Source organism: Porphyromonas sp. COT-290 OH860, assembly GCF_000768935.1.
Taxonomy (GTDB): Bacteria; Bacteroidota; Bacteroidia; order Bacteroidales; family Porphyromonadaceae; genus Porphyromonas.
Map to the genome: position 1 here is coordinate 36,939 of NZ_JRAR01000013.1, position 18,912 is coordinate 55,850.

The 18,912-nt window shown below is 47.3% G+C and carries 14 protein-coding genes and 1 tRNA gene; 7 read left to right on the forward strand and 8 right to left on the reverse strand.

The genetic code is table 11. The features are described 5' to 3' along the window. Position 1 precedes the first annotated feature (1 nt). The 4 genes from HQ41_RS01875 to HQ41_RS01890 all read left to right on the forward strand — a co-directional run bounded on the left by HQ41_RS01875 (position 2) and on the right by HQ41_RS01890 (position 5,784). Positions 2 to 2,179 (forward strand): polyribonucleotide nucleotidyltransferase, encoded by a 2,178-nt coding sequence (locus HQ41_RS01875; protein WP_044187138.1) that lies wholly within the window; start codon positions 2 to 4, stop codon positions 2,177 to 2,179. Between the two features lie 351 nt (positions 2,180 to 2,530). Then, a complete protein-coding gene (msrB, locus tag HQ41_RS01880) occupies positions 2,531 to 3,616 on the forward strand; it encodes a peptide-methionine (R)-S-oxide reductase MsrB (RefSeq protein ID WP_081964717.1) in 1,086 nt (361 codons plus the stop codon). Between the two features lie 14 nt (positions 3,617 to 3,630). Further along, complete coding sequence (locus tag HQ41_RS01885; RefSeq protein WP_044187141.1) at positions 3,631 to 5,220, forward strand: NAD(P)/FAD-dependent oxidoreductase; 1,590 nt, start codon at positions 3,631 to 3,633, stop codon at positions 5,218 to 5,220. 141 nt (positions 5,221 to 5,361) lie between these two features. Then, entirely contained in the window at positions 5,362 to 5,784 is a 423-nt protein-coding gene (locus HQ41_RS01890; RefSeq protein ID WP_044187143.1) for a copper resistance protein NlpE N-terminal domain-containing protein, read from the forward strand. Positions 5,785 to 6,007: 223 nt separating this feature from the next. Here the strand turns inward: HQ41_RS01890 and HQ41_RS01895 are convergent, their stop codons facing one another. The 8 genes from HQ41_RS01895 to HQ41_RS01925 all read right to left on the reverse strand — a co-directional run bounded on the left by HQ41_RS01895 (position 6,008) and on the right by HQ41_RS01925 (position 16,665). Further along, positions 6,008 to 6,850, reverse strand: a complete 843-nt coding sequence (locus tag HQ41_RS01895) for an FKBP-type peptidyl-prolyl cis-trans isomerase (RefSeq protein ID WP_044187144.1) — start codon at positions 6,848 to 6,850, stop codon at positions 6,008 to 6,010. Between the two features lie 29 nt (positions 6,851 to 6,879). Continuing rightward, positions 6,880 to 7,680, reverse strand: coding sequence for an FKBP-type peptidyl-prolyl cis-trans isomerase (locus HQ41_RS01900; RefSeq protein ID WP_044187146.1), 801 nt, complete (start codon positions 7,678 to 7,680; stop codon positions 6,880 to 6,882). Between the two features lie 31 nt (positions 7,681 to 7,711). Next, positions 7,712 to 8,296 (reverse strand): FKBP-type peptidyl-prolyl cis-trans isomerase, encoded by a 585-nt coding sequence (locus tag HQ41_RS01905; protein ID WP_044187149.1) that lies wholly within the window; start codon positions 8,294 to 8,296, stop codon positions 7,712 to 7,714. A gap of 167 nt (positions 8,297 to 8,463) precedes the next feature. Then, complete coding sequence (locus HQ41_RS01910) at positions 8,464 to 9,681, reverse strand: bifunctional 3,4-dihydroxy-2-butanone-4-phosphate synthase/GTP cyclohydrolase II (protein WP_044187262.1); 1,218 nt, start codon at positions 9,679 to 9,681, stop codon at positions 8,464 to 8,466. Positions 9,682 to 9,689: 8 nt separating this feature from the next. Continuing rightward, positions 9,690 to 11,642 carry an LptF/LptG family permease gene (locus HQ41_RS01915; protein ID WP_052405229.1) on the reverse strand — a complete coding sequence of 651 codons (1,953 nt, stop codon included), beginning with the start codon at positions 11,640 to 11,642 and terminating at the stop codon, positions 9,690 to 9,692. Between the two features lie 251 nt (positions 11,643 to 11,893). Further along, positions 11,894 to 14,362, reverse strand: coding sequence for a hypothetical protein (locus HQ41_RS01920; protein WP_044187152.1), 2,469 nt, complete (start codon positions 14,360 to 14,362; stop codon positions 11,894 to 11,896). 51 nt (positions 14,363 to 14,413) lie between these two features. Beyond that, complete coding sequence (locus HQ41_RS09700) at positions 14,414 to 14,563, reverse strand: hypothetical protein (RefSeq protein ID WP_160225956.1); 150 nt, start codon at positions 14,561 to 14,563, stop codon at positions 14,414 to 14,416. Positions 14,564 to 15,729: 1,166 nt separating this feature from the next. Next, positions 15,730 to 16,665, reverse strand: a complete 936-nt coding sequence (locus HQ41_RS01925; RefSeq protein ID WP_044187154.1) for a site-specific tyrosine recombinase — start codon at positions 16,663 to 16,665, stop codon at positions 15,730 to 15,732. Between the two features lie 73 nt (positions 16,666 to 16,738). Between HQ41_RS01925 and HQ41_RS01930 the strand changes: the two genes are divergently transcribed. The 3 genes from HQ41_RS01930 to HQ41_RS01940 all read left to right on the forward strand — a co-directional run bounded on the left by HQ41_RS01930 (position 16,739) and on the right by HQ41_RS01940 (position 18,865). Then, positions 16,739 to 17,185, forward strand: a complete 447-nt coding sequence (locus HQ41_RS01930) for a type II 3-dehydroquinate dehydratase (RefSeq protein WP_044187156.1) — start codon at positions 16,739 to 16,741, stop codon at positions 17,183 to 17,185. 23 nt (positions 17,186 to 17,208) lie between these two features. Further along, positions 17,209 to 18,642 carry a pyruvate kinase gene (gene pyk, locus HQ41_RS01935; RefSeq protein WP_044187158.1) on the forward strand — a complete coding sequence of 478 codons (1,434 nt, stop codon included), beginning with the start codon at positions 17,209 to 17,211 and terminating at the stop codon, positions 18,640 to 18,642. 146 nt (positions 18,643 to 18,788) lie between these two features. After that, positions 18,789 to 18,865: transfer RNA gene (locus HQ41_RS01940), tRNA-Arg, on the forward strand. Positions 18,866 to 18,912 lie beyond the last annotated feature (47 nt).

The window sequence follows — 18,912 nt, forward strand, 5'->3', positions numbered from 1 at the left end:
TATGCTGAATCCAATTAGGAAGACCATCACTTTGCCAGACGGACGTGAGATCGTTATCGAAACAGGCAAACTAGCTAAGCTAACAGATGGGGCAGTAACGGTTACTATGGGTAATACCGTCCTCCTAGCCACAGTGACGGCAGCCAAGGATGCTAACCCGGGTGTAGATTTCATGCCTCTTCAGGTAGAATACAAAGAGAAATTCTCAGCTATCGGACGCTTCCCCGGCGGGTTTACTCGCCGCGAAGGTAAAGCCTCCGATTACGAAATATTGACTTGCCGCCTTGTAGACCGTGCTCTTCGTCCTCTATTCCCAGACGATTATCACGCAGAGGTGTTTGTAAATGTAACGTTGTACTCCAGCGATGGCGTTGATATGCCTGATGCATTAGCTGGTCTAGCTGCCTCTGCAGCTCTGGCTGTGTCGGATATCCCATTCAATGGCCCAATTAGTGAGGTGCGTGTGGCCCGTGTAGATAGCCAGCTCGTAATCAATCCTACTTTTGAGCAACTTGCCAAAGCGGATATTGATATGATGGTCGGTGCTACTCTTGATAACATCATGATGGTTGAGGGGGAGATGCAGGAAGTGCAAGAGAGTGAAATGCTTGAAGCTATCAAGGTCGCTCACGAGGTTATCAAGGTACAGTGTCAGGCACAGTTAGAGCTTAGCGAGGCTTGTGGGAAGCTCAAGAAGCGTACCTACTGCCACGAAGAGAATGACGAGGAACTACGTGCCGATGTACGTACTAAGTGCTATGATAAGGTATATGCTATCGCAACCTCAGCTTCCAATAAGCAGACTCGTACAGCAGCTTTCGAAGCCGTTGTAGAGGAGTACAAGGCTAACTTCACCGAAGAGGAACTAGAAACGAAAGCTCCTCTTATCGCCCGCTATTACCACGATGTAGAGAAAGAAGCAATGCGCCGTGCCATCTTAGACGAAGGTAAGCGTCTAGATGGGCGTAAGACTACCGAAATACGTCCTATCTGGATTGAAACAGACTATCTACCTGGGCCTCATGGATCGGCTGTTTTTACTCGTGGAGAAACTCAGTCACTCACGACTGTGACGCTTGGAACCAAGAATGACGAAAAGCTCGTAGACGATGTACTCAACTATGGTAAAGAGCGCTTCTTGCTCCACTATAACTTCCCCCCATTCTCCACTGGAGATGCTCGTCCTCAGCGTGGTGTGGGTCGTCGTGAGATTGGTCATGGCAACCTTGCTCATCGTGCACTAAAGCGTGTGTTGCCAGAGAACTATCCATATGTACTACGCATCATCAGCGATATTCTAGAGTCCAATGGATCGTCCTCTATGGCCACTGTATGTGCTGGTACGCTTGCTTTGCGTGATGCAGGTGTTCCCATTATTCGTCCAGTGTCAGGTATTGCGATGGGGCTAATTAGCGAGAACAAGGGACAGAACTATGCTATCCTCTCAGATATCCTAGGCGATGAGGATCATCTAGGGGATATGGACTTCAAGGTGACGGGTACAGAGAAAGGTATCACTGCCACTCAGATGGATATCAAGGTTGATGGTTTGAGCTATGAGATCCTAGAGAATGCTCTTGCTCAAGCTCGTGAAGGCCGTCTGCATATCCTCGGTAAAATTATGGAGGCTCAACCAGAAACTCGTCCAGATCTTAAACCACATGCTCCACGCATCGAAACGCTACGTATAGGCAAGGAGTTCATCGGTGCCGTGATTGGCCCGGGTGGTAAAATTATACAAGGTATGCAGGAGAAGAGTGGTGCTACTATCTCTATCGAGGAAGTAGACGGACAGGGGATTGTCGAAATCAGTGGTACCAACAAGGCCTCAATTGATATTGCTCTAGGTATGATCAGAGCGATTGTAGCAATGCCAGAGGTTGGCGAGGTCTACCAAGGGCGTATCAGCTCAGTGATGCCATACGGTTGTTTTGTTGAGTTCTTGCCTGGTAAGGACGGTCTACTACATATCTCAGAGATTGATTGGAAGCGCTTCGAAACAATTGAGCTAACAGGTCTAGAAGAAGGGCAGAACATTGAGGTTAAGCTCATCGAAATCGACCCTAAGACTGGTAAGTTCAAGCTCAGCCGTAAGGCTATGCTTCCTAAGCCAGAGGGCTACACTGAGCCAGAGCGTCGCCCACGCCCAGATAGAGGCGAGCGTCGCCGCAGAGATTAGTCTCCACGAGGCTTACTCTCTCTACAGCGCTTGAGATAAGTGGGCTGTGTCGAGCATTCGGCGCAGCCCATTTTTGTACTTCTACATTATAGATAGAGTACTATAAGATGTGCGATGGCTAGTAAGAAAAATAGATGTAGAGTATACGCAGAGAGTGATCGCTTGCGTTTAATGTGTAATAGAGGCTCTCTTGATATATCTACTGCTCTGCATCTTTGTACAGATAGTAATAAACAACTTGCCCCTTGGCGATGGTTATCATATACATAGGTAAAGTAGATGTATTGAGTGTTGTACATAGATTTTTATTGATAAACCAAACGTATATAAACTCTAAACGAAAAAGTAATTATGAGGAAAAGAACAGCTATGAGCCTAGGGTTACTGGCCGTAACCCTGCTAGCCCTGCTGGGATGGACACAAACTAAAAAGGAACAGAATATGAATACAAAGACAACGGAGAATAGCCGTGTGATCTATTTTGCAGGTGGATGCTTCTGGGGCACGGAGCACTTTTTTAAGCAAGTAAGAGGAGTCGTTAGTACAGAAGTTGGCTACGCCAATGGACATACCTCTAACCCTACATACGAGGAGGTCTGCCGCAAAGATACAGGCTTTGCCGAAACGGTTAAGGTAGAGTATAATCCCGAGGAGGTGGAGCTCAAGCTTTTGCTAGAGCTTTTCTTCTATACAATCAATCCAACCCAACTCAATCGTCAAGGTAATGATATTGGGACGCAGTACCGCACAGGAATCTATCATGTAGATGAGTCCGATGTCCCCGTGATACAAACTGCTCTCAAGGCACTAGCTCGCAAGTACACTCAGCCAATAGTTGTGGAGCAAGAGCCTCTACTCAATTTTTACCCAGCAGAGCAATATCATCAGGATTATCTAGATAACAATCCTACGGGTTACTGCCACATAGAGCCCGGGTTATTTACGTTAGCTAAACAAGCTAATCCAGAGCCAAAGGTAGAAATTCGCAAGATGAATGATGCTGAACTTAAAAGTAAACTGACTCCAGTTCAGTATGCTGTGACGCAACAGAACGCTACGGAGCGTCCTTTTGATAATGACTACTGGGACGAATACAGAGAAGGTATCTACGTGGATATCACAACGGGAGAGCCACTTTTCATCTCAACTGATAAGTTCGATTCGGGCTGTGGCTGGCCTAGTTTCTCTAAGCCGATTGACAACAAACTACTTGATGAGAAACTGGATCGCTCGTATGGCATGACTCGTGTTGAGGTACGTAGTAAGATGGGCGACTCTCATCTAGGACACGTTTTCAACGACGGCCCAGCCGACAAGGGAGGTCTACGCTACTGTATCAATAGTGCTAGCCTCAAGTTTGTACCTAAGGAAGAGATGCGTGCCAAAGGTTATGGCAAGTATCTACCACTTCTAGAGGTAAAAGACACGAAGAAATAGTTCACTTAATTAATATGCAACAGCTTCAGCTTCGCCTAAGCCCAGAGAAGGCTGCCTCCGATGCTACGATCAGAGCCCAAGCCGCCAAACTTCTTCGCTGTGGGATTGACGAGATCTCCTCTGTACAGATTCGTCGGCACACTATTGATGCTCGCCAGCGCCACATTGTTATTAACTTGACGATTGATGTTTACATGCAGGGAGAGAAACCTCAGATAGATGATTTCAGTGATATTGTTTATCCAGATGTTTCCTCTAGGCCCGCAGTGGTTGTGGTAGGAGCAGGGCCTTGTGGTCTCTTTGCTGCCCTAAGGCTGATTGAGCTAGGGCTTCGTCCGCTCATTGTAGAGCGTGGTCAGGAAGTTATGAAGCGCCGACGAGATCTCTCCTTGCTACACAAAACAGGAGAGATTGATCCCGAGAGCAACTATAGCTTTGGTGAGGGTGGAGCTGGTGCATTCTCCGATGGTAAGCTCTATACACGCAGTAAGAAGCGTGGTAGTGTAGAGAAGATATTACGTGTCTTCTGTAAGTTTGGGGCAGATCCTAAGATACTTGTTGATGCTCATCCGCACATTGGTACGGATAAATTACCTAAGATCATCAAACAGATGCGAGAGCAGATTATCACCTCTGGAGGAGAGGTACACTTCGGCTGTCGTATGGACGAGCTAATTGTAGAGGGAGGTCGAACTCGTGGTATTGTTACCTCTACGGGGCAAGCATTTTGGGGGCCAGTTATTCTGGCCACTGGCCACTCAGCTCGTGACTTGTATCGCTATCTACATCGTACAGGTATATTTCTTGAGGCTAAGCCTATCGCTGTGGGTGTGCGTCTAGAGCATCCTCAAGAGTTGATCGACCAAATTCGCTATCACAATCGCCAGGGGAGAGGCAAGTATCTTCCTGCTGCTGAGTATGTCTATAAGACGCGGGTTCGAGAGCGTGGCGTGTATAGCTTCTGTATGTGCCCCGGTGGATTTGTCGTTCCTGCAGCAACAGCACCAGAGGAAACGGTGGTTAATGGAATGTCCCCTGCGAATCGAGGCTCCAAATGGGCGAACTCAGGTATGGTCGTAGAGCTACGACCCGAGGATATGATACATACAGGGGTTGAGATCTCAGATAAGACTACTCCATTGGCGCTAATGGAGTGGTGCGAGCGGTTTGAGCATTTGAGTTACCTAGCGGCCAATCGCTCGTTGAGAGCGCCAGCACAGAGGCTAACAGACTTTTTGAATGCACGTTTGTCTTCATCACTTCCCTCTACATCCTATAATATGGGGCTAACCTCTAGCAATATGCACGACTGGATGCCTCGCTTTATTACTCATAGGCTCGCCGAGGGCTTTAAGGCTTTCGACCGAATGACTAAAGGTTTTATCTCCGAGGAGGCTCAACTCATCGGTGTTGAGAGTCGGACATCATCTCCAGTTCGTATCCCTCGTTTGTATGAAGGCGATAGAGCTTATCAGCATCTAGACCTAGAAGGATTGTATCCCGCAGGAGAAGGAGCTGGTTATGCTGGTGGGATTGTTTCTGCCGCTATTGATGGCGAGAATGCGGCTCAGGCTTTAGCTTTTCAGGTTAAGTTCAACGTCTAACTTTTGAAATTGAAATAAATAATTCTGTATATTCGTAGAATAAAAACGATTTTCTTGCGTTCATATCCCATCAGGGTTATTGTGCAGAGGTGCGATGATTGTGTGAAATACGAAGTTCAATGTATAACTAAATTCAAGACAATGAAAAAGATTTTAACTCTATCCCTCCTTGCTCTAGCTTTGGGAGCCTGTAGTGGTGGCAAGACTCAAACTAGTGCGTCCGACAGCGTCGCTGCTACTCACACTGTTGAGGCCGCAGTTCTAGGAATTGGCGTCTATACGGGAATAATTCCCAACGCTGATGCTACGGGCTCCGAAGTAATGCTAGAGCTCAAGAGTGATATGACGTTTGTAGAGCTGAGTAAGGTAGAAGCTGGTAATAATGAAACAGGAGAGTATCGTGAGGAAGGAACGTTCTCTCTCAAAGGTGAGGATCTGGTGCTGACCTATACCACGTCTCCCGATATGGTAAAGAGAGCATATCTACGTGGCGATTCTATTCAGCTTTTGGATGCAGAGGGCAATATTCCTGAGCTTCCCTATGTTCTTAGATTGAAGAAGTAATTCTGGTCGTTTCTGAGTGTGAGCTTGGGTTTGTACTGCCTTGGGTAGTGCAGGCCCAAGTTTCTTTATTTCCCTATTCTCAAAGGAGGGAGGAAAGTTCAGTGGGGCTCTGGCAAAGCCTTAGGAGTATCTGTAAAAACAAGGCGGTGCGCCAAGAAACAACTGGCACACCGCCTTAGGGTGTATAGCACTCTAGCTTCTGGGCTAGAGAAAAGATGATAGGTTACTTAACGATATCAAGCAGCTCAATCTCGAATACGAGCGTGCTGAAAGGATCGATTGAGTAGCTACCCTGCTCTCCGTAAGCTAGGTCGTAGGGAATCACTACCTTTACCTTCTCGCCAACTTTCATTAGAGTTAGCATTTCTGTCCAGCCCTTAATCACACCGTTAGCAGGGAACTCGATGCCTTCTTCATTCTTGTCGAATTCTGTGCCATCAATAAGCGTACCTCTATATTTAACCTTTACCTTGTCTTCGGCAGTTGGTGTAGCACCAGTACCGGGTTGCTCTACCTTATAGGCTAGGCCACTCTCGGTTGTCTGCACGCCTTCTTCCTTCTTGAAGTTTTCGATGAACTCTGCACCCTTTTGTTTGTTGGCTCCGAACTTCTTTTCGTTTTCTTCAGCCTGCTTGCGCATTTCCTTCTCTTGCTTCATCTGGCCAAAGCGCATCATCAAATCCTGAGCGATGCTGTCGTTCATCGTGATCTTGGTAGAGTCGCCTTGTAGCGCTGCGCGATAGGCAGACACAAGCTGTGCGATGTTGAGAGAATCACCCTCGATCTGACGAGCTAGACCCGCACCTGTGATACCACCTGCGAAGTAGCTAAACATCTCGGGATTGCTCACAGCCTTCTCAAAGCCCTCTAGGAATTTCATCGAGTCAATATCCTGACCCTGCTCACGTGAATACTTAATAGTTTCTGCCATCTGACGACCTTGTAGAAGACCGAGTGCGTAAGACATGCTATCCAATCCGCTTGATGGGTTACCAGCCTTCTGGCTGCAAGAGAAGCCACCCAATACTAGTGCAAGGGCAGCTACTGCTACTGAAAATTTTTTCATTGTTGTTTATTCTATATAGTTTATTCTTGTTATTTCTTTCTCCCTGAGCTACGCTTAGCTTTCTTGGCATTGGGGGCTACTGCTTTGGGTTCCTCAGCAGGAGTTGGTTCTACGTATGGCTTGATCTCGTGGAGCTCGACCTCAAAGATTAGTGTTGAGTGGGGAGCGATGTCACGCCCTGCTCCACGCTCTCCATAGGCTAGAGAGGCTGGTATGTAGAACTCATACTTCGCACCCTTCTCCATCAAGCAGATCCCTTCAGTCCAGCCGGGGATCACTTGTAGTAGGCTAAAGGTGGCAGACTGCCCACGCTTGTAGGAGCTGTCGAACTCTTTGCCGTCTATTGTGCGACCTACGTAATCGACAACTACGGTGTCCTGTACCATTGGCTTGATGCCAGTAGCTGGGCGAAGTACACGATACTGTAGACCGCTCTCGGTTGTTTTGACGCCTTCCTTAGTCTTGTTGGCTAGCAAGGCCGAGTCATTTCGGTGCTTGAGTTCTTGTAGCTCTCGCTCCTGAATCTTCTTGATGTAGTCTTGTAGGAACTTCTGAGCATCTTCTAGTTTAAAGCGCTCGTTTTGCTCCTTCATGCCCGCCGAGAAGCCCTCGAGAATGAGGTCTTTGCTTAGAGAATCTCCGGGTAAATCCGAGATGCTACGACGGAAGCCATCGCCATTGACAAAGCCTAATACATACGCTGCGGAGTCCACCTCGTTAGCTAAAACGGAACCAACTGGGACAACTTGCTTAGCTACTTTTGGAGAACAAGCTACTGCGCCTAGTAGCGCTAGGCTGGAGGCGCAGATTGTTTTGAGTTGCGTCTTCATATAGATATTATAACGTAGTCGTCCGAGTAATTTATACAATGTTTAGAAGCTCGATGATGAAGATGAGCGTGCTACCGGGCTGTATGTGCTGCCCAGCACCTCTATCTCCGTATGCTAGATCCGAGGGGATCGTTACTTTCCACTTGGAGCCTACTGGCATGAGTTGTAGGATCTCTGTCCAGCCCTTGATAACGCCACGTAGAGGGAACTCGGCAGGCTCTCCGCGATCTATAGAGCTGTCGAAGACAATCCCATTGATGAGCGTACCATGATAGTGGCACCTAACTGTATCTTCTAGCTTTGGCTTGGCGCCATCACCCTGCTTGATGATCTCGTATTGTAGCCCACTCTCTAGCGTTGTTACTCCCTCCTTGTGAGCATTGATTTTGAGGAACTCCTCGCCTGCCTCTTTGTTGAGCTTGACAGCCTTAGCCTGTACCTCTGTGAAGTATTGGTTGATTACTCCCTTGGCTTCCTCGAAGCTCATACTAGGAGTTTCGCCTTGCATGATGCTCTTCAGACCTGCTAGAAATTCATCGTAGTTGAGTCCCTCGAAGCCAGAGGCTACGAAGTTCTGTCCAATACTCAGCCCTAGGGCATAGCTTACTTTATCCATTGTACTTGTTTCGTTACACATTAAATCTCTATTGTCGCCTAAATCGGTGTGTATTAGGCGACACAAATTTAGTTATTTATTTTCTATAATATTAGGTCGTGCCTTTGCTCCGATCGTGCATGCGGAGCTGTCTCAAATTCATTCTGCCTAAAGTCCCCTCCCTGAGTCTACTTGAGCTGCTTGAGTACGTGCCCCATACGCTCCTTCTTCGTCCTCATATATTGCTCGTTGTGCTCGTTGGGAGCAACCTCTATTGGTAGCACCTCGCTTACCTGAAGCCCGTATGCCTCTAGGCCAACACGTTTGACAGGATTGTTAGTCATCAGACGCATACGATGTACCCCAAGCTCTCGTAGGATTTGTGCACCTACACCGTAATCACGCTCATCGGCATCATGGCCTAAGTGTAGATTGGCGTCTACGGTATCTAGACCATTTTCCTGTAGCTTGTAGGCCTTGATCTTGTCCATTAGACCAATGCCTCGGCCTTCTTGATTGAGGTAGACAATGAGACCTCGTCCAGCCTCCTCAATCATTTGCATGGCTTTGTGGAGCTGTTCGCCGCACTCGCATCTCTGAGAGGAGAAGATATCTCCAGTCATACAGCTAGAGTGTACACGTACGAGCACCTCTTCTCCATCGGCGATGTCCCCCTTGAAGAGGGCGATATGTTCTAGGCCATTCGACTTTTGGCGGAAAGGGATCAGTCTAAACTTACCGAAAGCGGTGGGCATCATCACCTCTTCGCCACGTTCTACGATCACCTCTGTACGCAGCCGGTAGGCTATGAGATCCTTAATTGTAATGATTTTTAGATTAAATCGCTTGGCTACCTCTATCAGATCAGGCATACGTGCCATCGTGCCGTCTTCGTTGATGATTTCGATCAGAGCAGCGACAGGTTGCATACCAGACAGACGAGCGAGATCGACAGCAGCTTCGGTGTGCCCAGCTCTGCGTAGCACACCTTTGCTCCTTGCCCTAAGCGGACAAATATGTCCCGGGCGAGCAAGGTCTGTGGGCTTAGTTTCGGGATCTGCGAGGGCGAGTATGGTCTGTGCTCTGTCGTACATAGACACCCCAGTTGTGCAGCCACGACCTAGACGATCGACTGTGACAGTGAATGGGGTTTCGTGTACAGAAGTATTCGTTGGCACCTGCATCTCTAGCTCTAGCTGGGCGGCACGCTCCTCTGTGATAGGGGCGCATAGGACGCCACGGCCGTAGCGCATCATGAAGTTGATTTTCTCTGGAGTTACCTTCTCGGCGGCAATGATGAAGTCGCCTTCGTTCTCACGATCTTCGTCGTCTACTACAATGAGGAACTCACCCTTGCGGAAGTCCTCTAGGGCTTCCTCTATAGTGCTTAGCTTAAACTCACTCATAAGCGTCATTAATTGGTTTCTTTACTTTCTATACTCCTCTCCAATAGAGGGATCAGCTCCGATAGAGCGGTATTCATCGCCCTAAGTCCACTATGCAGGCGCTCACGATGAATGCGCAGTAGCAATAGTAGCGGTAGCGATATAGGTAGCAGAGTCAGTAGCAGTATGCTACGACCCCTAGTACTAGGTAGCCCAAAGGGAGCTAGGCTCTTGGGTAGGAGAGGTAGATCGTTTGTTTTGGTTAGTATAAGTGGATGATTAACTCTTCTTAGTTTATCGGCCAATGCTTCAACGTGCTGGTATACACTCACTGGCGCATGGCTATATTTCTGCCCATGGACTAGGACGTGTGCGATGGAGCTATTCATTAGCTTAGAGGCGAGCAAATCCTCAGACTCGGCCAATAGTACTCGAGCTTCGCTTAGTACGGTCTGGTAATTCGGTTCGCACTCACCTTCGATAGGCTCTACTACACGCACTGGGACGTAGGTACCCGTGAGGCGTCTCCATAGATTGACGTAGGTCTCTACATTGAGGCTCGTAGAGTCTAGCGAAGCTTTGTAGGTTAGGAATGCTCCTATTGGGAATAACACCAAGGCGCTGAGCCACATTCCGAAAGCAACGGATACCGACTCATTCTTCGTCATGTTGAACCCAAAGGTGTCAATGATATAGTAGATGATGAAGAAGAGTACCGACGCAACAACAGGCATACCGATCCCACCCTTACGAATGATTGCACCAAGTGGAGCCCCGATGAAGAAGAAGACGAGGCAAGCAGCTGGCAGAGTGAACTTGCGGTGCCACTCCTGCCCATTGGTTCGAAACGTGTTGAAGACATCTCGGTCGCTATATAGCCGTCCGTCAGCCTCGGACTCAACCATACGCAGATCACTGATAGACCTAGTAAGCATACGTAGTGTATCGCCAAGGGTAGGTAGATATATGAGGCTGTCTATATTGACCTTTCGCTGGAGCGGTTCGTCTATATTCAGCGCTTCTAGCTGTTGCTTGGCCCATGTAGAGGTATCTGAGGGGCTAGGCATAGAGTGAGAGTAACGCTGGGAGAAATCCTTGTTGGTTAGCGCTTCCTCAGTGAAGGTGCGGATACTATCTAGAACCAATCCAGTGGAGTCGATGGCTGCTTGGAGTTGATTGAGGTTTTTGCCGATGAAGAGCTTACTCAACTCCTCCTCGCCCTGTTTGCGGAAGTTTGCATCGAAGGGGATTACGATTTCTTTGAAAGAGAATGACTCAATGGCACGAGGTGTAGGCGTAGCCTCCATATACTCTGGTTCCTCCAGATTTTCGAAGCTCTGTCCATTATATAGACGCCACGTGATGTAGGTCTTACCTGAATCCATAACGATGCGCCCAGAGTCAGCCCGAATGATACGTGCCTTGTCGCTCCCTTGGGAGTGGTCGTAGATCATTAGATCAAGCATACGCCCGGCATGCTGTCTATCTCTGCCTTTGATGAAGATGCTATACCCATCGATGCCATTGTAGAAGACCCGCTCGGGGATCTCTAGCTCGGGGTTGGAGAAGCGAGCCGAATAGAGCAGGGTCCACATGCGCACCTGCGAGGTGATCATAAAGTCATTCTGGAAAGCAAATAGCCCCACAGCAAGCAGCGACACCGCAAAAAAGAGGGGGAGCATCATGCGATAGAGGGACATGCCAGAGGCTTTCATGGCTAGTAACTCTAGGCGCTCACCCATGTTGCCAAAGAACATAAGGGAACCGAGCAAGATGCCCAAAGGCAAGGCCATGGGTAGGAAAGACATCGCAGCATAGAAGAGGATCTGAGCGATGATGAAGACATCTAACCCCTTGCCGACCAATTCGTCTACGTATCTCCATAAGAATTGCATCACCACAATCAACCAACAGAGCAAGAAACTCATTAGGAGCATGGGGAGGTATCCCTTGAGGATATATCTATCTACTATTTTGAGCACCTCAATTATTTAGTTTTTAAGCTGCTTCCTCGTCACACGCAATAGGAGGACACATCTGCAAAAAATCCCTACAAACTTAGGCAAAAAATCTGTATTGCTTACCAAGTTATCTCTGTCTTGTATAGTGTGCAAAAGACCCACGGAGGGTGTGCTCTACGTGGCACGCCCTCCGTGATAGTCTTTAGACCTTGGCAATATGAGCAAGTACCTCCTTGCTTATCGTGAGGTCTACGCGTATTGCCTTATTAGCCCTAGTGTTTTGGATAATCAGTGACACCGTCATCTGTACGGTAGTACTGGTACCAAGTGACTACGTCTCTCTGATGCGTTTCTAGAGTTTTTTTCGATAGGCGTACACTTGACCTCAGATTAAATCCTGAACCCTTTTTACTTAGACTCAGATCTCTTCTGGTCTTCGCTGGATCATTATTCTCCGAGTAATATGATTTTGAGTGTATGCCATACATACCCGTTTTAGAGAAGGCAAATTGCTCTATACTGGTGTAGCTCGAGGAGGGACTAAGGGGACTACTACTACTTCTCAAACCACTGAATATATCCCCAAAATACGTACCGAAGGTGTTAGGATCCATCTCTTTATGGCGGCTTCTAGTAGTATCGCTATGAGGGTAGAAAAGTTTTACTTCAAAATGGCTTGCGGTACCCTCCCAGAAGCTTGTATCTTGAATTCGTTGTAGTATCTCAGCTTGGTCTAATGCATTGCCAACATATTTGGTTGTTACCCTGAGGTGTTTGCCTGAACCGGAGACTTTTCCATATTTGTTGTCCGCTTCTTTGGGTTGTCTGCTGCCATCATCTACGAACTCATATAGATAAGCTGTACACTGATCTCCGTCGAAGTAAACTGGGAGCTTGTCGGTGGTATAAAATTGCCCTCCCTGCAGAGGCCTCTTATCTCCCGTTATTTTTACTTCATTGTCACGAGGGTTCGAGGCACTTGGTTGAGTATAAAAATTAACACTTCCAAATCTTATGGCATAGACTTTGCCATCACCATTGCCGATGTAGATCTCTTCTACCACCTCATGATTTTGGTCAAACGGAGAATAGTTGATTGGGATTGATCTCTTGCGTGGGGCAAAACGAGTTTTGAAGGAAAATACATCGATATCATCAGCGCCCGTTAGTCCAATAGGTACAAAGATATTATTCGCAGGGGGGAATACATACTTCATAATATCGGTAGAACGATTGTATGTTGCCTCGTCAATGTCGGGGTAGGCTACCTTAGGCTGGATTCTAGGGTCTTTCTTATGCTCCAGACCCTCTGCACTCCAATCAAAAACAACTCCATCATAGTCAAAGAGGTCTCCAGTTGGATTGCCAAGTGAGCCACTCTCTTTGAGATCTTCGTCTAGAATCCACTCTGTGGGCATGCTTGGGCGTTCTTTTATGGTAAAGTGAACAGAATAAGCTCTTTTCTCGTTGAGTAAATGCTCTTGCATATTCTCTGATCCTCCTTTGCTATTCACACGTTCAAATCTAGGCCCCTTGGCTAATAAGTCTGGAAACTCCCATTCTAGTAGACCAAGTGTGGTGGGAGAGCCATTGAGGTTGTTTTGTCCCCAAACCCAGTAAATAACAGACTTGGCGTAAACTTCGCTAATAGCCACATCTTTACCCGTAGTGGAGTCGAAGAGCATATGCTTTCTGCTACGATTGCTTGTCTGATTGCCTGCCCCCGTCCCTATGATAGTAACGGGCTGTTTAGGGTTTGGCATCAAAGAGGCCAATCCATCGGATATGGGAGTAGTTCTTGTGACGCTTTCTCCATTCTTTGATGAAAAATCAAGAGTCAGATCACGCAACCCTCTAGAGAGGTCTTCGGACATATAGTAGGGAGCCATCCTTTTATTGGCAGAGGTACGTAAGTTGAAACGAGGTCGCTCTGGAGATAAATAGGTGCCAATGTTTTGGAGGGCGCCGCGTCCCAAAGGATGAGGAATATATTTCGTTTGGGTAGTGTTTGCATACGCCCTATAGTCAAAGTCTGTTTTGTTTGAGATCTCTACCTTGATCAGTACTCCCATTGGGCTAAATGTAAAGGCCCCAGATAAGGTGGGTACTCCCGAGTTGTTTTTGTCGAGACCTGCTTTAATCCATTTTGACACGAAGGGAACTTGTAGCTCCTTGGCTTGCTTATTCACTTCTTGTACACCATTGGGCTTGAAGGTTACTTTTGCTCCTTCTCTTTTGCCACCACCCATCACAGCTGCCATATACCATGTTTCTCCAAGGGCAGGCTCTTTGACGCTCCCTCCATTATTTATAGGCATAAGTGTAGCCGTCTTGTTTCTCGCAGAGAGCTTGATCCTACCATCAGGGCCATGAGTGATCTCGTCCCACTCGATATTTGCATAGCCAACAAGCTGATCGCCCATGCGTAGAAAAATAGTTGTGGCGAGGGCCTTCCTGTCTAGAGCGTTATTCCCCGTCAAGAAGATCTTGGGGGCCTTGTTCCCCTTGCTAGTATCGAAGGTTAGAGCCCTCAATTCTTCGTCCGAGATTAGCCCCATCGAGCGAAGTTCGTGCCCACTGAGTTCGGAGCTTAGGCTTATTTCGATCTTTGCGTCTTTCTGACCTTTCTTGCCCCCTCCCCCTTCTTGCTCAATTTGTGGCTCTATATCCTTGCCACAGGCATATACACTTAGGGCCAAGCATAGAGCACTCAGGGTTTGTAATATTCTTAGGTATTTCATATTCTTTGTTTGTGTACTATAGTTTTTTATGTAGATGATTTCTTAGATAGCCTATAGCTCTTCGATTTCTCCATCGAAATCCTCTATTTCTCCAGTGATGGAGAATGTAACAAGTAAACTGGTTAGAGATAAATTCACCTCCCCAAATGCAATAGGCGGTACGTAACGCAGCCTTGCATCGATCTTTTCTTTCGATAACATAAGTTTAATAGTATTAACTTGATGATTGATGTTTTTTTCTAATAAAAATGGATGTGCCTACTCGCTGGTCAATATGTAAAAAAGAGAGAGCCCCGAGAGTGAAACGCTGAGACTAGAGCAAACCATTTTGATATACAATAGGCTTGTAGTATAACTGTCTGTATAATAAAGAATAAATTAAATTAAGTAGTCTAAGAGCGCCTCTAATCGAGTTGCCCTAAATCAATAATTTGGGCTGCAAAGATATATTTTGTGTTTTTTTAGCCAAATTAATTTTGTGCATGTTTTGTTTGATGTATTTAATATTTAGGGCTTCCCTTGCTGTATGCTGCCTTGGGGAAACATAGTCGAGCCCTTTGATTTCGGGAGATGTAGCGATATTCTGAGAAGGAGATCCTGATCTCCTAGAGAGGGGGAGAAGTGTAGTTATATTTTTTGATGTATTGGGATTTTGGTTCAATCGGTCATCTTCTCGCCCTATGACCTATGCACTTGGGGGGGGGTGTCGTCAGATCATAGAGCTATATGGAGTGTAGAGGGGGAATACATATATTTACATTTTGAGCCTTGGACGAGTTCGTTTTGGATCTTTGCGCCGAAAATCATTAGACCTCGTATTTGCCCCCTAGGAGCCCCTAGGAGGCCTCCAGTATCGTTTGGGTACTTTGTTCCAGCGGTGAGTAAAAAGCCTCTCTAGGGGCTTTGTTTGTAATTGATTTATAACGAGTATTTTGTCTTTGTTTTTGGAGGCGATTTTAGGCTCTGTCCCCACTGTTTCTGGTGTTTCTTCCCATCAATCTTGTAGAGTTGATGGACATATCCTAGCGAGTAAGTCCATCGGTTTAGGTGCTCCTTCCCATTAATTATTTTGAGAAGCCTCGTTATTCTTTAATAATTGAGGTTGCATTAGTCTGAGTTTTTACCAATGTATTAACGTTTCTTGACACATGGATAGACAAACGAAGGTCTTAAGTAGAGTGGGTGGGGTATAGTGATGTCCCATATTATGCCCAAGCTAATCGGAGCTGTAGCTCAAAGAGCAGTAAATCTATTGGTTGCCCGAGGCCAGAGAGCTCATAAGGCTCTATATGTGTTTTCAGCTTATCCCTATCGGAGTGTGTGCATCTAGCTAGGTCAGTCAAGAGCGGATATATAGAGGCTAGAGCCTACTTTTGGGGCGACTCCGAGGTATTGGAGGTACTACTGCGCTTTCTATTCCTAGGGTGGAAGCTCTCTATTTGCTGGCGTAGCTTGGTTCTATCTATATGGGTGTAGATCTCGGTTGTACCGATGTCTTCGTGTCCTAGCATGAGCTGGATAGCTTGTAGGTTGGCTCCACCCTCAAGTAGAGCTGTGGCGAAGCTGTGGCGAAAGGTGTGTGGACTAATGTTTTTGGTAATTCCGGCAGTTACTGCAGCCTCCTTGATGAAGACGAAGACCATATTGCGAGAAATAGCCTGACCACGCTTGCTCAAGAAGACATAGTCCTCGTGCCCTCGTTTGGGAGTAGGGCGGTTGGCGGAGAGGTAATCTTTAAGCACCTCTATCGCCGAGGGGCTCATTGGTACTAGACGATGTTTACGCCCTTTGCCATATACCCTTAGGTAGGCTTCTTCCAAAAACAAATCGCTGTACTTGAGATGGCACAACTCACTGACCCGTAGCCCACAGCTAAAAAGGATCTCCAAGATGGCTCTGTTCCTTAGCCCCTCTATGCCGCCCTTGCTTGCTGCTGCCTCTATGATACTATCTACCTCGTCGGTGGATAGGACACAGGGTAAGTATTGCCCGAGTTTAGGGCTCTCGAGTAGCTCACTTGGGTCTGCCGAGATATAGTCCTCAAGGACTAGGAAGCGAAAAAAACTCCTTACCCCAGCGATGATCCGAGCAATAGATCTAGTCTGTATGCCTAGGTCGTACAGACTAGCGACGAAGTGCTGCAGGTCTTGGTACGACACCTTGGTCAGATCCAAGCCTTGCGCTTCGCTCCAAGAGATCAGTTTGCCTACATCTTCTAGGTAAGCCGAGCAGCTGTTGGGCGTTAGCCCCTGCTCTAGCCTCAAGTAGTAGAGATATTTCTCCGTAATATTCTCAGGAATCAATGAGATAAATTAAAAATAATTAGTTACCTTTGCAAAGTTAATGAAACTAGCGAATAACCAATCAATGAGGAGGATGCGTATCGTCGTTGTGAATGGCCCCAATCTGGCTCGTATCGGTTCTCGAGAGCCAGAGATCTATGGGTGTGCCTCTCTCGATCGTTTCCTTGATGACCTCAGACAAGGTTACTCAGATGTGGAGCTAATCTATCTACAAAGCAACCATGAGGGGGCTCTCATAGACTATCTCTACCAAGCGCAAGACGAGGGCTGTGTGGGTATCATACTCAATGCAGGTGCCTATACGCATACATCTATTGCCCTGCTCGATGCCATCAGAGCGATACAGATCCCCGTGGTGGAGGTTCATCTGAGCAATATCCATGCTCGTGAGAGTTATAGACACGAATCACGTATTGCCTCTGGGTGCCTCGGTGTGATCACTGGCTTTGGTTTGGATAGCTATAGATTGGCTCTGGAGGCTTTGCTAGCAAAATTGCAATGTGTAAATTCTAAAGAATAATCCAATTAATTACCCAAGAAAAGATGAAGAAGACTAAAATTGTCGCTACCATCTCCGACTTGCGTTGCAGCGTGGAGTTCCTTCGCCCCCTTGTCGAGGCTGGTGTGAATGTGGTTCGTATGAACACGGCTCACATGACCAAGGAAGGTATCACAGAGGTGATCAACAATACACGTGCCGTAAGCAAGGATGTAGCTGTACTACTCGACACTAAGGGGCCAGAGGTACGTACGACCACTCTAGAAGGAGATCCAGAAGAGAAGCGCCTATTCTCTGCAGGTGACAAGGTCGTATTCATGGCTAACCCAGAGGTTAAGACTAACAACGAAATCATCAACGTAAACTACGTAAACTTCGTGCACGACGTACCCGTAGGTGCTCGTATCCTCCTCGATGATGGTACACTCGTATTCCTCGTAGAGGCCAAGGAAGATGATAAGCTATTCACGACTTGCCAGAATACTGGTAAGCTCGGTAGTCGCAAGAGCGTCAATGTACCCGGAGTACGTATTGATCTACCTTCGCTCACAGAGAAGGACCGTGGCAATATCCTGCACTCTATCCCACAGAACATCGAGTTCATTGCTCACTCATTCGTACGCAACAAGCAGGATATCCTCGATATTCAGGAGATCCTTGATGCACACAACAGCGACATCAAGATCATCGCTAAGATTGAGAACCAAGAAGGGGTAGACAACATCGACGAGATCATCGAAGTAGCTGGCGGTATCATGATCGCTCGTGGTGACCTCGCTATCGAGGTGCCAGCCGAGAAGGTGCCTAGTATCCAGCGCATGATCATCAAGAAGTGTATCGCTGCCAAGAAGCCTGTGATCGTGGCTACGCAGATGCTCCACACGATGATGGAGAACCCTCTGCCTACCCGTGCCGAGGTGAGCGACATCGCCAACGCTGTTTACTACCGCACAGATGCTGTGATGCTCTCTGGCGAAACTGCCAATGGTAAGTATCCACTAGAGGCTGTACAGACAATGGCTCGTATCATTGAGGAGGCCGAGGCCACTCTGCACTCTACCTACGACGATGAAGTGCCTCACTCCAAGGAGGTGAGCACGACTACGGCTTATCTAGCCAAGCAGGCGGTCAAGAGCGTAGAGAAGATCGAGACACAGACGATCATCACAGACAGCTATACTGGTCGCACGGCTCGCTATCTGTCTTCGTTCCGTGCTACTGTGCCAGTGTGTGCTATTTGCTACAACGAAACTCTATCTCGCCAGTTGGCTCTAAGCTATGGTGTTAATGCTCACTACGAAGGAGAGAACGCTAGCGACAAGGCTCGCCTCGTGGCAGGTATTAGACACTTCATTAATACGGGCGTAATCACCAAGGACTATCAGGCTGCTTACATGAGTGGTACGATCGGTGTCACTGGTGCGGCTCACTGCTTGGAGATTGAAACTGTAGAAACTCTAATCGAGCGCAACAAGTAATCCCAGCAGCCCTCGTGGCTCTTACCCGCTCAATAGGTCGAGTATTCGACCTATTGAGCGGGATTTTTTCGTGCAAAGTCCAGAAGTAACCTTGGTAATACTGAGATTATTGATTATCTTTGCAGTGCTTTCGTAAATGAAGAGCTGGTTGGGTAGCTCAGCTGGATAGAGCAATAGCCTTCTAAGCTATCGGTCCTGGGTTCGAATCCCAGCCCAATCACCAGAGCAGTGTCGAGATGTAAGTTCTGGCACTGCTTTTTTATTGGTATG